At 57.9% G+C, this 14,890-nt stretch carries 16 protein-coding genes; 7 read left to right on the top strand and 9 right to left on the bottom strand.

Annotated elements, in window-relative coordinates; translation table 11 throughout:
- Positions 1 to 14: 14 nt before the first annotated feature.
- Both JK621_RS05455 and JK621_RS05450 read right to left on the bottom strand, forming a co-directional pair.
- Positions 15 to 932, bottom strand: a complete 918-nt coding sequence (locus JK621_RS05455; RefSeq protein ID WP_212558929.1) for a DUF808 domain-containing protein — start codon at positions 930 to 932, stop codon at positions 15 to 17.
- 91 nt (positions 933 to 1,023) lie between these two features.
- Positions 1,024 to 1,419, bottom strand: coding sequence for a VOC family protein (locus JK621_RS05450; protein WP_212558928.1), 396 nt, complete (start codon positions 1,417 to 1,419; stop codon positions 1,024 to 1,026).
- A 64-nt stretch (positions 1,420 to 1,483) separates the two neighbouring features.
- Here JK621_RS05450 and JK621_RS05445 point away from each other — a divergent pair, with 64 nt between their 5' ends.
- Positions 1,484 to 1,939, top strand: coding sequence for a GNAT family N-acetyltransferase (locus JK621_RS05445; protein WP_212558927.1), 456 nt, complete (start codon positions 1,484 to 1,486; stop codon positions 1,937 to 1,939).
- Between the two features lie 34 nt (positions 1,940 to 1,973).
- Here JK621_RS05445 and pbpG read toward each other — a convergent pair whose 3' ends face one another.
- From pbpG to JK621_RS05430, 3 genes are all read right to left on the bottom strand, one after another.
- Positions 1,974 to 2,903 (bottom strand): D-alanyl-D-alanine endopeptidase, encoded by a 930-nt coding sequence (gene pbpG / locus JK621_RS05440; protein ID WP_212558926.1) that lies wholly within the window; start codon positions 2,901 to 2,903, stop codon positions 1,974 to 1,976.
- 162 nt (positions 2,904 to 3,065) lie between these two features.
- Positions 3,066 to 4,169, bottom strand: a complete 1,104-nt coding sequence (locus tag JK621_RS05435; RefSeq protein ID WP_212558925.1) for an adenosylhomocysteinase — start codon at positions 4,167 to 4,169, stop codon at positions 3,066 to 3,068.
- Positions 4,170 to 4,217: 48 nt separating this feature from the next.
- A complete protein-coding gene (locus JK621_RS05430; protein ID WP_212558924.1) occupies positions 4,218 to 5,162 on the bottom strand; it encodes a GlxA family transcriptional regulator in 945 nt (314 codons plus the stop codon).
- Positions 5,163 to 5,253: 91 nt separating this feature from the next.
- On the opposite strand from JK621_RS05430, the gene JK621_RS05425 reads away from it, so the two are divergent.
- Entirely contained in the window at positions 5,254 to 5,934 is a 681-nt protein-coding gene (locus JK621_RS05425; protein ID WP_212558923.1) for a DJ-1/PfpI family protein, read from the top strand.
- Between the two features lie 50 nt (positions 5,935 to 5,984).
- Positions 5,985 to 6,548, top strand: a complete 564-nt coding sequence (locus JK621_RS05420) for a DedA family protein (RefSeq protein ID WP_212558922.1) — start codon at positions 5,985 to 5,987, stop codon at positions 6,546 to 6,548.
- Between the two features lie 2 nt (positions 6,549 to 6,550).
- Here the strand turns inward: JK621_RS05420 and JK621_RS05415 are convergent, their stop codons facing one another.
- Complete coding sequence (locus JK621_RS05415; RefSeq protein ID WP_212560133.1) at positions 6,551 to 7,174, bottom strand: LysE family translocator; 624 nt, start codon at positions 7,172 to 7,174, stop codon at positions 6,551 to 6,553.
- A gap of 78 nt (positions 7,175 to 7,252) precedes the next feature.
- Positions 7,253 to 8,146: a LysR family transcriptional regulator gene (locus JK621_RS05410; protein ID WP_212558921.1), complete on the bottom strand. Its 894-nt coding sequence runs from the start codon at positions 8,144 to 8,146 to the stop codon at positions 7,253 to 7,255.
- Between the two features lie 112 nt (positions 8,147 to 8,258).
- Here JK621_RS05410 and JK621_RS05405 point away from each other — a divergent pair, with 112 nt between their 5' ends.
- Together JK621_RS05405 and ansP are read left to right on the top strand one after the other, a co-directional pair.
- Positions 8,259 to 8,696, top strand: a complete 438-nt coding sequence (locus JK621_RS05405) for a PACE efflux transporter (RefSeq protein ID WP_212558920.1) — start codon at positions 8,259 to 8,261, stop codon at positions 8,694 to 8,696.
- Positions 8,697 to 9,257: 561 nt separating this feature from the next.
- Positions 9,258 to 10,721 (top strand): L-asparagine permease, encoded by a 1,464-nt coding sequence (gene ansP, locus JK621_RS05400; protein WP_212560132.1) that lies wholly within the window; start codon positions 9,258 to 9,260, stop codon positions 10,719 to 10,721.
- 39 nt (positions 10,722 to 10,760) lie between these two features.
- Here ansP and JK621_RS05395 read toward each other — a convergent pair whose 3' ends face one another.
- The gene (locus JK621_RS05395) at positions 10,761 to 11,540 is read right to left on the bottom strand and encodes a HalD/BesD family halogenase (RefSeq protein WP_212558919.1); all 780 of its coding nucleotides are present in this window, start codon (positions 11,538 to 11,540) and stop codon (positions 10,761 to 10,763) included.
- A 112-nt stretch (positions 11,541 to 11,652) separates the two neighbouring features.
- Between JK621_RS05395 and JK621_RS05390 the strand changes: the two genes are divergently transcribed.
- Positions 11,653 to 12,564, top strand: coding sequence for a LysR substrate-binding domain-containing protein (locus JK621_RS05390; protein WP_212558918.1), 912 nt, complete (start codon positions 11,653 to 11,655; stop codon positions 12,562 to 12,564).
- Here JK621_RS05390 and JK621_RS05385 read toward each other — a convergent pair.
- Positions 12,561 to 13,430, bottom strand: coding sequence for an ATP-grasp fold amidoligase family protein (locus JK621_RS05385; protein ID WP_212558917.1), 870 nt, complete (start codon positions 13,428 to 13,430; stop codon positions 12,561 to 12,563). The two genes, JK621_RS05390 and JK621_RS05385, sit on opposite strands and share 4 nt — an antisense overlap.
- Positions 13,431 to 13,585: 155 nt before the next feature.
- Between JK621_RS05385 and JK621_RS05380 the strand changes: the two genes are divergently transcribed.
- Complete coding sequence (locus JK621_RS05380; RefSeq protein ID WP_212558916.1) at positions 13,586 to 14,878, top strand: oligosaccharide flippase family protein; 1,293 nt, start codon at positions 13,586 to 13,588, stop codon at positions 14,876 to 14,878.
- Positions 14,879 to 14,890 lie beyond the last annotated feature (12 nt).

Here is a 14,890-nt window from a genome sequence, read left to right as displayed (position 1 = left end):
GCCCCCCGCGGTTATCAGGCGGTAAAGCGCGCGCGGATAGCCCCCAGCGCCGAAACCACCAGCAGCACCACGCCGCCGGCAATCAGGCCGAACACCACGTTGAGCAAGACGGGGAGCGCCCCCTGCAGAATATGGCCGAAGGTCGGTACCAGGGTAGCGTACGACGCCCAGTCTTCGAACAAATGATGCACCGGAGGCAGACCGTGGGTCAGAATGCCGCCGCCGACCATAAACATGGCGACAGTACCGACGATCGACAGGGTTTTCATCAGGTAAGGCGCGGCACTGACAATGCCATTGCCGATCGAGCGCGCCAGCGCGCTGGTTTTTCGGCTCAGGTACAACCCCAGATCGTCAAGCTTGACGATGCCGGCCACGATACCGTAAACGCCTATCGTCATGACAATCGCGATACCGCTCAGCACAATCACCTGCTGGGTGAAACTCGCCCCGGCCACGGTGCCGAGGGTGATGGCGATAATTTCGGCGGACAGCACGAAATCGGTGCGGATTGCCCCTTTCACCTTGCGCCGCTCGTAGGCCGCCACGTCTTCATTGGCGTCCAGCTGTTCTTTTTTTTCCTCCCCTTGCTCGCCGTGGGTCAGGCTGTGGAACACCTTTTCAAAGCCTTCGTAACACAGGTAAGCACCGCCCACCATCAGCAGCGGCGTGATCGCCCAGGGGGCAAATGCGCTGATCAGCAGCGCCAGCGGCACCAGAATCAGCTTGTTGATAAACGAACCTTTGGCCACGCCCCACACCACCGGCAGTTCGCGATCGGCCTTTACTCCGCTAACCTGTTGCGCATTCAGCGCCAGATCGTCCCCCAGCACCCCGGCGGTCTTTTTCGCCGCCATTTTTGTCATCAAAGAGACGTCGTCCAGCAGCGAAGCGATGTCGTCGATTAAAGTCAGTAAGCTACTTCCAGCCAAAGCGGTTCATCCTTTTCAAATTCATGGGTCGTTACCCGTTTAGCATAGCGGTAAACGGCCCTGGATGTGTATAGGAGGATGGCGCGGTTGGTCAGGTGGCCGGCACGTTCAACTGCCAGGAAAGCCCAAAGCGATCGTTCAGCCAACCGAAACGTGCGCTGAAGCCGTAGTCATCGAGCGGCATCAGCACTTCACCGCCATCCGCCAGGCGGGCGAATACCCGTTCAAGTTCGGCTTCGGTCACCAAATTAACGTGGAGAGATACCGCCGGGGTAAAGCTGAAATCATGGCTGACCGGGCTGTCGATAAACACCAGATTCTGCCGGTCAAAGTCTATCGAGGCGTGTTTGATTCGCCGCTGCCCGTCGTGCGTCTCGTCATAATGCAGCAGCTGTTGAACCCTGAAGCTGCCGAACAACTCGCTGTAAAGATCGATAGCCTGCCGGGCGTTGCCCTGAAACATGATAAAGGTTGCAACCTGACTCATAGGATCCCTCTTTCGCATGCGATAGTGTATGGATTAATGATAGCGGATGAATAAAGGAGGAAAGATGGCAATCACCTATCGCCTGGCACAGTTGAACGATCTGGCCGGCCTTCAGGCGCTGTATCAGGAATTGCGTCCGCAGGATCTGCCGCTGCGTCCGGATAGCGCCCAGCGCACGTTACAACGTTTGCTGGACAACCCGGCGATTCGTCTGGTGGTCACCGCCGACGGTGAACAGCCGGTGGCGACCTGCATGCTGGCGATGGTGCCGGGGTTGGTTCATCAGGCTCAGCCGTTCGGTATCATTGAGCACGTGGTGACGGCACCGCCGTATCGCGGGCAAGGCATTGCCCTGGCGATGCTGGAATACACCTTGCAACTGGCGTGGCGTAAAGGGTGCTACAAAGTGATGCTGCTTTCCGGTCAGCAACGCACCGGGGCGCACCAATTGTATCTGCGCGCCGGGTTCGACGGCGATCGGGAACGGGGGTTTGTCATCAAGCGCCCTGAGGGCCGATAGCGGCCTGCGATGGAAACCGCAGGCCAACCCGGAATTATTCGGTTTCGTTCTTCGCCAGACGGGCGTCTTTTTGGCGGCGATAGTCGCGGGCAGCGGCCGGGATCGGCGTCACCTTGCCGGTTTCGATCCAGGTGCGCAGGCGGTTGGCGTCGGCAAAGTGGGTGTACTTGCCGAACGCGTCGAGCACCACCAGCGATACCGAACGGCTGCCGATCATGGTTCGCATCGCCAGGCAATGCCCCGCTTCGTTAGTGAAGCCGGTTTTGGTCAGTTGGATGTTCCATTTCGGGTTGTACACCAAATGGTTGGTGTTGCGGAACGGCAGCGTATAGTCAGGATCCTTGAAGCTCGCCATGCGCTCGGTGGTGGTGCTGAGCTGGCCAATCAACGGATATTGCTTGGTGGCGATCAGCAGCTTGGTCAGGTCACGCGCGGTCGAAACGTTATGTATCGACAACCCGGTCGGCTCCACATAATGGGTATTGGTCATGCCCAGCGATTTCGCCTTGGCGTTCATCGCCTTGATAAAGGCACCGTAACCGCCCGGATAGTGATGCGCCAGGCTGGCGGCGGCGCGGTTTTCCGACGACATCAGCGCCAACAGCAGCATGTCTTTGCGGGTGATTTCGCTGTTCAGGCGCACGCGGGAATAAACGCCTTTCATTTCTGGCGTCTGGTGAATGTCCACCGACAGCATTTCATCCAGCGGCAGATGGGCATCCAGCGTCACCATGGCGGTCATCAACTTGGTGATGGAGGCGATCGGCACCACTTCATCCGGATTGCGCGCATACATCACGTTGTGGGTCTGCATATCCACCACCATCGCACTGCCGGAAGCCAGTTCAGGCTGGGCAGCATGGGCGGCGGCGTTATTTTCGCTGGCCAGCGCGCGCGGCGCGATGCCGGCTCCCGCCTGCAAAGCGAGCAGGGTTAGTACCAAAACACGTATTTTCACATGCATTACTCTGTCACTGGAGAAGATGAAGGTCTTGTTTGGCAGAATTATATGTGAGGGATCTCAAGTTGGCACTGTGATTATGCGCACCCATTTGTGACAAATTCTGTCGGACAGAATATTGCGCAAACCGCGAGCGCTCTGGCATGAGCGCCCGCGATTAAAAAGTTACAGTGCCGGTTGCCACGCCGCCTGCGGCAACAGATACAAACCGGGAGCCTGGCGAGCACCGTCACCAACGATATGGCCAATGCCCGCCGCCATCACCGCCAGCGTCACATCGAAGGCGTTCAGGCTGTCGCCGTAGCCTGCCGTCAGGTTGAACATCGACCCGTTGGCCAACAAATAGATCGTTTTATCACCCAATTGGTAAGCGTTCACAAACGGCATAGGTTCGCTGTGCGGCAGGTTCTTCAGGAAGCCGACGTCAATTTCGGCCGCCACGTGCCCGACGTTGAGAATAAACACCCCGTCCTTCGCCTGTTGCAGATGTTGCGCCGACAGCACGTTTTTCGCCCCGGTCGCCGTGGCGATCACATCAGCCTGGGTAACCGCAGTGGCCAGGCTGACCACCGCCCAGCCGTCGTAACGCGCCTGCAATGCTCGCGCCGGATCGATTTCCGCCACGATAACCTGCCCGCCGTAGGCCTTCGCCGCCGCCGCAACGCCCTGCCCAACCAGACCATAGCCAATCACCAGCACGCATTTTTCATGCAGCGTCAGATGCGTGGTCTGGAAGAAGGTGTGCCAGGCGGTGAGGCCGACCATATGGCGGTTATGCAGCCCTTCTTTCACCGGCAGATCGTCCCAATTGAAGATCGGGTAGCGCGGCGCCATACCGTTCAGTCGGCTGATGCCGGAACCGGTCGCTTCCAGGCCGGCGATAATCTGCGGGCCTTCGGCCGACTGGTGCAAACGGGTCGTCAGATCCGCGCCCATTTCGCACAGGTGGGTCGGTTCCCAGGCCAACGCACGATCGAAGGATGACGACCAGTCGGCATCGCTCATGTCACGCCAGGCGTGAGCCTGTGCGCCGCGCCGCTCCAGCCAGGCGACCACGTCGTCCTGCACCGTGGTCGGGTTGCAGGTGGTCAGGTAAACCGCCGCGCCCTTGCCCAGCAGGCCCGCCACCAGCGGCGCCATTTTCAGATCCAGGTGCATGTTGCACGCCAACCGCACGCCGTTCAAATCGGGCAGCGCCGCAACCGCCGCATGAGTACGCGGCATATGGCGCATAGCCCAATCCAGTTCGCTTTCAAAATCCTGATACATCTGTTGCTCCTTTACTGCGCCACGCCACTGGAGGCATAGCTGAATGAGTTAGCCGGCGCGGCTCAGCCGCCGCATCGCCTGCGGCGACAAACCGAAGACGCGAATAAATGCCCGCCGCATACGCTCCGGATCGCTAAAACCGACGGCACGGGCAATAGCCTCCAACGCTTCGCCGCTCTCTTCAATTCGCCCCCGCGCCGCTTCCACCCGCAGTTGCTCGATCACCTTGGCCGGAGTCTGACCGGTTTCCGCGCGAAACAACCTGCCGAATTGGCGTTCGCTCAGGCAAGCGGCATCGGCCAAATCCGCCACCGTCAGCGGCTGGTGCAGATGCTCACGGGCGTAAGAAAGTGCGCTGCGGATACGGTCTGAAGAAGGATTAAGCGCCAGCAACAGCGAATACTGCGACTGCCCGCCAGGACGGCGGTGATACACCACCAGTTGCCGCGCCACGTTGGCCGCCACCTCTGCGCCGAGATCCTCTTCAATCATCGCCAGCGCCAGATCTATGCCGGCACTGATGCCGGCCGAGGTCCAGAGAGCACCGTCACGAATAAAGATGCGATTGCTGTCAACGCGAATGCCCGGGTAGCGCTGCTGCAACCGCGCGGCGTGGAACCAATGGGTGGTGGCGCGCTTGCCGTCCAGAAGCCCGGCGGCAGCCAGGATAAATGCGCCGGTACACACGCTGGCCATGCGCCGCACCTGCCGGTTCTGCTGCCGCAACATCCCGATCAACGCCGGGGACTCCGCCGCCGCCGCGTTGCCGCGGCCACCGGCAATCAGCAGCGTATCAAAAAGACTATCATCCAATGGCTGGGTCATCACCGCCACGCCGGACGAACCGATCACCATTCCGCCCACCTGCGACACCGGCACACAACGGTATGCCGGTGCGTCGGTAAACCGATCGGCCTGCTCGAAAGCCGCCAACGGCCCCGCAAAATCCAGCAGGTTAAAATCAGGGAAGATCACAAAGCCGATGTTTTTCATGATGGCGCTTTTTGAGGGTTATATGACATACCAGCCAAAAACAGGACAGCTATTATTACCCAGACCAAAGGACAAAACCGAGGCGAATATCATGTCTGCACCATTAGTCATTGTTTTTCCGATCTATCAGGGCGTTACCCAGTTGGATTTCACCGGCCCGCTGCAATTTCTGCGGCGTATGCCCGATGCTGAAATTATCGTTGCCTCAGTCGGCGGCGCAGACGTCAGTTCGGAGGGGCTGCACTTCTCCCGGCTGCAAACGCTGGAGGACGTCAGGCACTGCGATGTCCTGTGCGTGCCGGGTGGCGGCGGCTGTACCCAGGCGCTGCTGGATGAAAACTTCATGCAGCAGATCCGCCGGCTGGGAAGCGGCGCCCGCTATCTGACCTCGGTCTGCACCGGTTCGCTGATCCTGGCCGCAGCTGGGCTGTTGCAAGGCAAGCGCGCTGCCTGCCATTGGTCGATGCGTGAAAGCCTGGCGCTGTTCGGCGCTATCCCGAGCAGTGCGCGGGTGGAGCGCGACGGCAACGTGATCACCGGTGGCGGCGTGACCGCCGGCATCGACTTCGCCCTGACACTGATAGCCGAGCTGCACGACGAAGAAACCGCGCAAATGATCCAGTTGTATTTGGAGTATGCTCCGGCACCGCCGTTCCTGGGGGGAACGCCAGAGCTGGCACCTGCGGGAATTCTGGCGCGAGTGGAGGAAAACATGGCCGACAGCCTGCAACAACGCCGGGCGTTGGTGGCGCAGATAGCCGCCCGCAGCTAGCGCACAGGGCGTATACTTAACCTTATGTGTGAAAGACATAGGGAATCAGAATGGCAGATTTAGCCCACTACATTACGGATTACGGTTACTGGGCGCTGTTTATCGGCTGCCTGGCCGAGGGGGAAACCATCACGTTGCTGGGCGGCATTGCCGCTCATCAGGGGTTGCTGCATCTACCCTGGGTGATTGCGGTAGTGGCGCTGGGCGGCACGCTGGGGGATCAAGTGCTGTTCTTTCTGGGCCGCCGCTTCGGCGGGAAAGTGATTTCACGGATGAAAAGCCAGGAAAAGCGCATCGAGCGCGCCAACAAGCTGATTGCCCGCCACCCGATGCTGTTCGTGATCGGCGTGCGCTTTATGTACGGCTTTCGCATTATCGGCCCGGTGCTGATCGGCGCCAGCAAATTGCCACCGTCACGCTTTGTGCCGCTGAACATTCTGGGCGCCATTCTGTGGGCGACGATTTTCGTGCTGCTGGGTTATTTCGGCGGTGAAGCCATCGCCCGCTTTATCTCCGGCTTCGACAAAAGACTGACCAGCCTGCTGTTCTGCGCGCTGGTGATCGCCGCCATCCTGCTGCTGCGCTTCTGGTGGCGGCGTCGCCGCGCCGATTAAGGCTATTTGTTGAGCATCAGTTTCAGGCCGAGCAACGCCAACACGCCGCCACCCAGCCGATCGAACCAGGCTTTAAAACGCAGGTAAGCGCGGCGCGGGCGCGGCGATGACAGCACAAACGCCACAAAGGCGTACCACAGGACGTCGATCGTCAAGGCAATCACCGGCAACACCACGTACATCAGCGGCGAAATTTTATGGCTGAGCAACGCGGCGAACACGCTACCGAACACGATGGCGGTGTTCGGGTTGCCGAGTTGGGTCAACAAACCGGTGGTGAACGCCTTGCGAAACCCCAGATGTCGCTCGCCGACCGCCTCCACGTTCAGCGGCCGATTTGCCCCGCGCAGCATGTTAAACGCCAAATAGATAAGATAGGCGCCGCCCAGAACCTTCAGCGTGGTGTACAACCACGGCAGCGCCAGCAGCAGCGACTGCAATCCCAGCAGCGCGATCAAGGCAAAGATAAAACAACCGACGCCCATGCCCAACGCCACCGCCATGCCATCGCGGCGCGAAGAAGCAACTGCGGTGCGCGCCACCAAAATAAAACTTTGCCCCGGGCTCATCGCCCCGAGCGTTATCGCCCCGGTAATGCTCAATACCGATAATGCCGTTTCACTCATCATGCTCGCGATACTCCCTTAACAATCCACAGTTCAAAGTAGCGCAGGGACGAAAATAAAAACAATGAATACCGGAGATCATTCAACCTGATCCGCATCGCGCATCAGCGCTACCAGCTCCCGCGCGGCCTTGTCCAGCGGCGCATTTTTTAGCCAGACCAGATGTATCGGCAACCGCAGTTCGTTTTTGGTGTTTTTGAATTTCAGCCGGATTAACCGCCCCTGCGCCAACAAAGGCGCAGTCAGCGACAACGGGAAATTGCCCCAACCCAACCCGGCCTCGACCATGCTCAACGCCATCGGCAGGCTGTCGGTGCGCCAATAGGATTCCGCCACCTGCGGCCGCAGATCGGCGATCGGCAGATCGCGGCTGGCCACCATAATCTGCCGCACGTTGACCAGGTCTTCGAAAAACAGCTCGTCCGCCGCCCCCTGCAACGCCGGGTGGCGTGGCGATAACGTGGCGACCAGCGATTCCGCCCCCACGGAATGGAACTGCTCCAGGCTGTTGACGTTAAGCCCGCCAAACGCCAGGCAAACGCCCACCCTGCCCTGATGCAGCATATGCAGCACATCATCCTGCGGAGCGGTCAGCACTTCGATGTTCAGCAACGGATAACGCTCCGCCAGCGTTTTGATCGCCGCCAGCAGGCCGCTGCCGTTGATGTCCGAAGCGACGCCGATCGACAACGTACTCTCCAGCCCCTGCGACAATTCGATGGCGTGGTTTTGCAATTGTTCAAGTTGGTCGGCGATCAGCCGGGCATGCGGCGCCAGCGCCAGTGCCAGCGCGGTCGGCACCGGTTCGCGGTGCGAGCGGTCAAACAGCGGGAACCCGAGTTCCGCCTCCATGTTGGCGATGCCCATGCTGACCGCCGAAGGCACGCGCCGCAGCGAGCGGGCGGCGGCGGAAAACGAGCCGCGATCCAATACCGCCAGAAACAGCTCAATGTTATCGCTGGAAAAGTTCATTGCGTTACCTGTCAGTAAAACTGACAGCTCCTGACTTTTTCTATCAATGTGATTGACGTTATCTTAGCCGCCACAACCCAAGAAACCACCAAAAATAATTCAGGAGAACATAATGCAAGGCGTTAAACGCAAACTGGTGTATGTCACCGCCTATGAAATTATCGGCATGGCGATCTCCGCTTTGGGGCTGGCGCTGCTTTCCGGCAGCGCGCCCAGCAGCACCGGGCCGCTGGCGGTGATCATTACCACCATCGCCGTAAGCTGGAACTTCATCTACAACTCGCTGTTTGAGCGCTGGGAAAGTCGCCAGACGTCACGCACCCGCACGCTAAAGCGCCGCATTGTGCACGCCGTGGGGTTTCAACTGACGCTGGTGGTGTACCTGATCCCGCTGATCGCCTGGTGGATGGGGATTTCACTGCTGGAAGCGCTGCTGCTGGATATGGCGCTGATCGTCATTATCCCGTGCTACACCTTCGTGTTTAACTGGGCGTTCGACCTGGTTTTCGGTCTGCCTGCCTCGGCTCTGCCGGCCAGGGAATCTGCCTAAGAAATCGCCGTTAATCCCCTCGCCTGCGGGCCATAATCGCCGCAGGCCACAAAAATCTTATTTCTCCTCTTTTTTCACGCCTCGAAAAATAAGCAAAACTCCCTGCAATTTGCGCGGTAATTAATATTTTGTGATTTTCGTCACTTTTTATTCTTCGATGTTTCCGCGTCGAGAAACTTACTCATCATATTGAATAATATTACATTTTATATATGTAATAAAAAATAAACACAATTTATCACGATTTATACGCAGGATTTTTTGCCACGTTTACGGAGAAAAGGTAGCATGCCTCGCCGTTATTTAATGACGGCTGTACATATAATATACCCCAGGGGTTTCAAGTTGCAGCCAAGCGGCCAGCTCGCTTATCACCAGGCGCATACTCAGGTACGTCACTGGGGTAAGCCAGTGCAGCCAACAACCTTGCAGCTTGAAAGACGACGGGTATAAAACAACAGAATGATGCCATGACCTCATTCTCATAACGATTGCCAATAGCAATCGTTTGCTCTCGTCCGAGAGCTGGGTAACCCTATAGACAGGTAAACAGGACGGATGATGCAATCACATAAAAAAACTGCGCATGACAAACACGCCGCCAGAAGACGTTGGTTAGACTCACATGAATCCGGATATCACAAAAGCATGGGCAACCGGCAGATACAGATGATCGCCATCGGCGGCTCCATCGGTACCGGTCTGTTCCTCGGTACCGGCGGCCGACTGGAAATGGCCGGCCCGGCGCTGGCTTTGGTCTATCTGGTGTGCGGGATTTTCTCTTTCTTCATTCTTCGCGCGCTGGGCGAGCTGGTGCTGCACCGCCCTTCCAGCGGCAGCTTCGTTTCTTATGCCCGCGAGTTTCTCGGCGAAAAAGCCTCTTATGTCGCCGGCTGGATGTATTTCCTCAACTGGGCGATGACCGGCATCGTCGACATCACGGCGGTCGCGCTGTACATGCACTACTGGGGCACCTTCGCCGACGTGCCGCAATGGCTGTTCGCGCTCTGCGCTCTCGGGGTCGTCGCGACCATGAACATGATCGGCGTGAAGTGGTTCGCCGAGATGGAGTTCTGGTTTGCGCTGATCAAGGTCGCCGCCATTGCCCTTTTCCTGGTGGTCGGCGTGGTCTTTCTCGGCATGGGCACCCCGGTGGCGGGTAACACTACCGGCCTGCACCTGATTACCGAAAACGGCGGCATGTTCCCGCACGGCTTGCTGCCTGCGTTGGTGCTGGTGCAAGGGGTAATCTTCGCCTTCGCCGGCATCGAGCTTATCGGCACGGCCGCCGGCGAATGCAAAGATCCGGCAAAAATGCTGCCGAAGGCGATCAACAGCGTGATCTGGCGTATCGGCCTGTTCTACGTCGGTTCCGTGGTGCTGCTGGTGCTGCTGCTGCCGTGGAATGCCTATCAGGCCGGCCAAAGCCCGTTCGTCACCTTCTTCAGTAAACTGGGCGTACCTTATATCGGCACCATCATGAACATCGTGGTGCTGACCGCCGCGCTCTCGAGCCTGAACTCCGGCCTGTACTCCACCGGCCGTATTCTGCGTTCGCTGTCGATGGGCGGCTCCGCGCCGAAATTCATGTCAAAAATGAGCAGCCAGCAAGTACCTTATGCCGGCATTCTGGTGACCTGCGGCATCTACGTGATCGGCGTGTTGTTGAACTATCTGGTGCCTTCGCAGGTGTTTGAGATCGTGCTGAACATTGCCTCACTGGGCATTATCAGCTCCTGGGCATTCATCATCGTTTGCCAGATGCGTCTGCGTAAAGCGGTGAGAGAAGGTCGCGCTCAGCCAGTCACCTTCAAGATGCCCGGCGCGCCGGTCACCTCATGGCTGACGCTGGCGTTCCTGCTGGCGGTCGTGGTGATGATGGCGTTCGATTACCCGAACGGCACCTGGACCATCGCTACCATTCCGGTGCTGGCCGTGTTGCTGGTGCTGGGCTGGTTTGGCCTGCGCAAGCGCGCGCAGGAAGTGAAGCTGGAACAGTTGGCTCACGAAGAATCCCACCACTGAGTCTCCGAACTGCCCCCACCGGGGCAGTTTTTTTATCCGTTACAAGCGGCCATAAAAAGTCATGCGCGCGCTCTCCGACAGCGCGATATCCGGCTGGGCATTATAGGCCAGCACCACCAGCATACGGGTGATATCGCCTTCGGTTGGCGTAACCCGGTGCATGGCATTGCGCCCACGAAACAGCACCAAATCCCCCTCCTCCATCGCCAGCGTCTTCACCGCACGCTCGCCGTCCAGCACCTGGGTTACCCCCGCGTAATTCATCTCGCCGCGATCGGCATCCCGCAGGTTTTCCACATATTCAAACCGGCCGCCGGCCTGCGGTTTTTGGATCAGGAGCGTGATGGCGAATGAGGAGTTATCAAAATGCCAGCCCAGTTCCTGCCCACGATGCGCGTAGTGCAGGTTGATCGACGACAGCCGATCGGCGTAGGGATAAAGCTGTTGCTCTTCAAGCACCGCACAGAGGAAATCGCGGAAAGGTTGGGCATCATACAGCGTGCGCAGCGGCGACTGGGCCGGGATATCCTCGTCGGTAATACAGCCCTTGGACGACACCACCTGCCGGTTGCGCGCATGGTCGGCAGGCAGGCTTTCATCCTGCGGTTTCAGGTATACGTTATGCTTGCTGGCGGCATAAAACGCCGCATGGCTGTGTTCTGCCCCTTCCAGACGAACGGTCGCCAACGCGGCTGCGGTCAGAAAGCCCCGCAGCACCAACGCCCCCGCCGTGTCCAGGGTCGCTTTGCATCGGGCTTGAAAATCGGCGTCGCCAATCGGGTTGGCGGATAAATCAACGATATGAGCGAGTTGCTGCATGAGAAGCTCCTGAAGGCTTGGCGGCCGGATACCCCACTGTAGCGAATGTCGCATTGCCGTAATAACAAAAATGCGTTAAGGATGAGGTAACCCATTCTTAACGATAGCCGCCATGAACGCACCTTCCCGCAGCCGCCTGCCCAAACTGAGCGCCATTTTGGCGTTTGAAACCGCCGCCCGTACCGGCAGCCTGACCAGAGCGGCAGACAGCCTGGCGCTGACCGCCGCCGCCGTCAGCCAGCAAATCCGCCAGCTTGAACAGCATCTGGGCATTCAGCTGTTTACCCGCGCCAAAAGCGGCGTAACGCTGACCGAACAGGGAGCGGATTATCTGGCCTATGTGCAGGACGCGTTTGAGACGCTGCGCGTGGCGCAGCAGCATGTCGATCGCCAGCGGGGCCAGGAAACCTTGACGGTGTTTGCGCTGCCGGCGCTGGCGTCAAAATGGCTGAACCCGGCGATTGGCGATTGGCTAGTGCGCCATCCACAGGTGGATATCCGCCTGCACGCCACCCATGCCACGGTGGATTTCGCCGCTTCGGCGGCGGATTTTGCCCTGTGCTTTGGCGATCAAGACTATCCGCTGCTGGAAAAAGTACGGCTGTTTCAGGATTACGTGCAGCCGGTGTGCAGCCCGCAACGGCAGGCTGCCGGTGACTGGACCCGGCAACCGTTGATTCATGTCGATTGGGGAAAGGAGAGCCAGTTCCTGCCGGGTTGGCATGAGTGGTTCAGCGCCGCCGGGCTACCGCTGCCTCAGCGGCGCGGCCTGACCTATAACCTGACCTCGCTGGCGATTGATGCGGCGGTGGCAGGCCACGGCATTCTGCTCGGCCAACAGAGGTTGATCCGGCGCGAACTGGCCAACGGCACGCTGGTGCCGCTGGCGGAACCGGTGCTGCCGCTCAGCAAGCCTTACTATGTCGCCTATCCGCAGCGCACGCTGGACAAACCCAAAGCGGCGGAATTTTTGGCCTGGCTGCAAAGCATCGCACCTCCGCATGCCAGCCGGCAACCGAGCTAACCGCCGCAGCGGCTACCGGCCCTGGACATCATCTCGCCCAACAGCAGGTTGGTCGCACGCGGGAGAAAAACCTCATTACCGGCGCCGGGCGTCAGCGTCAGTTCGCCAATGTAGAGCTGCTCGGGAGTGCGATAGAAATCGACGCGGCAATAGTCGAGATCCGCCGCCACGGCTTTGGCTACCTGGATCATCTCATCCCAAAACGCAGGTTTGGCCTGCAACGTATTGATCTGCGGAATATCCTTCTGAATAAAAAAGCAGGGGTAAACATGCGCGTCCAAAAATTCCAGCGAAGTGGGTTCAGGCCCGCCGCGCAGTAACTCAACGAACAGATAAGGTTGATTTCCATTAAAAACATGCACCTTGTAATCGATCAATTCTCCGCTGCACTCAATATCCAGCAATTTCTCGACGATGATTTTTTGCGGAATAGTGGCGTAATGCTTTTCCCTAAACCTTTTCCAATAGGTTATGCCAGACCAGCCATTAATAATATTCATAATATCCTGATAGCTGGTCTGACTTTTGTCTTTGACTATTTCAACCTGTTGAGACGCATTATTGGTTTTAATTACAAACGATTGTGGCAGAGAAAGGTAGTCCTGCTCGGTAAAATCATCGGTGATCATGATGATCGGCGTTAGGTATTTTTCCGAAACCCGCTGTGAAATATACTCCCTCACCGCGACCTTGTCCGCCAGCAGGCTGAAGCCATACTGTGGATAGCGCATACGTTGATAAATTTTCTCGGAAAATGTCTTCGGGTTTTTGAAATTAACCAAAGAGCCATGAGCAAGATAATGGCTAATTTGATAATAGATAGCATCAGGTGCGGCCCGATAGAGCCGTTTTGCGAGTTTTCTCATTCTTCTGTTTCTTCCATGAAGATAGCATACGGAGAAATGCTTTTAACATTTCGATTATTGCCGCTCAATTATAAAGCCCTGCGGCCCCATCCTTACAGGGGATGGGATAATAATCGGATGATTCTTATCATGGCATGCGACAGGGAAAATCGCTGATGCAATTGAAATTCATAGATATCAATATAGTGAAAAACGCATTCTGGATGATATCTGAAAAAATGGTCTCTATTCTTGGCGTCATTTTCATCACCGCCTATATGGCGAAATATATTGGCCCGGAAAGTTTTGGCAAGATCACCTTCGCTACCGCTATTTTCGCCATTACCCAGACGCTGGCGCTGCTGGGCTCCGACACAGTGCTGTTCAAACGCATCAGCCGCAATCCGCGCTCCGGCACCGCATTGATGTTTTCCACCAACCGGCTGCGCCAGGGCTGTTTTATCCTGTTTTCCGCAGCCATCTTGCTTTACACCGGGTTACGGGACGATTTCATTACCTTCTATTTTTGCGCCGCCACCTTTATCGCCGGCTTTTTCTCGCTCAGGGACGTGTTCACCATTTACCACGACGCCCGGCTGGAGTCGCGCTTCAATACTCTGGCCAACGTTGCCGGCCTGGGCAGCGCCCTGCTGGCGCGTTATCTGATTGTTTATTTTGATCTGCATCTGTATTTCCTGGCGATCCCCATAGTGATGGTTTATCTGATCCCTTACCTGATCCGCCACCGCCTATACCATCGCCGCCACCCGCGCTTTACCGCCCCCGCTCGCGTTCGGCGCAAATATGTGCGCTATCTGCTCGCCAGCGGGCTGCCGCTGGCGGTCTCCAACGTCTCCATCGCCATTTACACCCGGCTGGCGCAGCTGTTCCTGATGTGGTTCGTTTCCGCCGAAGCGCTGGGTATTTATTCCGTCGCCATCACGCTGGCCACCGCCTGGATGTTCGTCACCAACGCAGTGATCTCCTCGTTTTTTGCCAAGATATTCGCTTACCGCCGTGACGACGCGGTGCGCGCCGCCGCCAAACTGAATGGGCTGGTGCTGGCGATCGCCGCCGCAATAGTGGCAGGCATCGTTTTGCTCGGCAAACCGGTGATCGTGCTGCTGTACGGAGAGCAATACCTGGCGGCCTATCCGGCCATGGGCGTGCTGGCGGTAGCCACGCTGCTTTCGGCACTCGGCACCCTGGCCTATAAATACATTGTGATGTTCTCGGGCTACGGCTTCTTGTCGAAGAAGATGCTCCTGGTGTTTATCATCAATATCCCGCTTTCTTATTGTCTGATCCGCCAGTACGGCATAATGGGCGCCGCCTACAGCACCCTGCTGACCGAACTGCTGTCGCTGACCCTGCTCAACTACGTCTTCCAACGCGGCGTGGTCTTGCAAATGCACCTGCGCTCGCTGAACCCGCTCACTTATCTTCGCCGCACACCGCAGGCAGGTTAGGCGAGCCTACCC

Origin of the sequence: Serratia plymuthica (genome assembly GCF_018336935.1) — a bacterium.
GTDB classification, from domain to species: Bacteria; Pseudomonadota; Gammaproteobacteria; order Enterobacterales; family Enterobacteriaceae; genus Serratia; species Serratia plymuthica_B.
Note: the sequence above shows the minus strand (reverse complement) of the source record. Positions and strands in the feature narration are given on the sequence as shown.

Excerpts from the sequence above, each read along its gene's own strand:
- JK621_RS05395 (WP_212558919.1), bottom strand. The coding sequence starts at position 11,540 with ATGCAGCAACTCGCTCATATCGTTGATTTATCCGCCAACCCGATTGGC.
- JK621_RS05410 (WP_212558921.1), bottom strand. The coding sequence starts at position 8,146 with ATGAACTTTTCCAGCGATAACATTGAGCTGTTTCTGGCGGTATTGGAT.
- pbpG (WP_212558926.1), bottom strand. The coding sequence starts at position 2,903 with ATGCATGTGAAAATACGTGTTTTGGTACTAACCCTGCTCGCTTTGCAG.
- JK621_RS05405 (WP_212558920.1), top strand. The coding sequence starts at position 8,259 with ATGCAAGGCGTTAAACGCAAACTGGTGTATGTCACCGCCTATGAAATT.
- JK621_RS05430 (WP_212558924.1), bottom strand. The coding sequence starts at position 5,162 with ATGAAAAACATCGGCTTTGTGATCTTCCCTGATTTTAACCTGCTGGAT.
- JK621_RS05420 (WP_212558922.1), top strand. The coding sequence starts at position 5,985 with ATGGCAGATTTAGCCCACTACATTACGGATTACGGTTACTGGGCGCTG.
- JK621_RS05415 (WP_212560133.1), bottom strand. The coding sequence starts at position 7,174 with ATGAGTGAAACGGCATTATCGGTATTGAGCATTACCGGGGCGATAACG.
- JK621_RS05435 (WP_212558925.1), bottom strand. The coding sequence starts at position 4,169 with ATGTATCAGGATTTTGAAAGCGAACTGGATTGGGCTATGCGCCATATG.
- ansP (WP_212560132.1), top strand. The coding sequence starts at position 9,258 with ATGCAATCACATAAAAAAACTGCGCATGACAAACACGCCGCCAGAAGA.
- JK621_RS05425 (WP_212558923.1), top strand. The coding sequence starts at position 5,254 with ATGTCTGCACCATTAGTCATTGTTTTTCCGATCTATCAGGGCGTTACC.
- JK621_RS05450 (WP_212558928.1), bottom strand. The coding sequence starts at position 1,419 with ATGAGTCAGGTTGCAACCTTTATCATGTTTCAGGGCAACGCCCGGCAG.
- JK621_RS05380 (WP_212558916.1), top strand. The coding sequence starts at position 13,586 with ATGCAATTGAAATTCATAGATATCAATATAGTGAAAAACGCATTCTGG.
- JK621_RS05445 (WP_212558927.1), top strand. The coding sequence starts at position 1,484 with ATGGCAATCACCTATCGCCTGGCACAGTTGAACGATCTGGCCGGCCTT.
- JK621_RS05385 (WP_212558917.1), bottom strand. The coding sequence starts at position 13,430 with ATGAGAAAACTCGCAAAACGGCTCTATCGGGCCGCACCTGATGCTATC.
- JK621_RS05390 (WP_212558918.1), top strand. The coding sequence starts at position 11,653 with ATGAACGCACCTTCCCGCAGCCGCCTGCCCAAACTGAGCGCCATTTTG.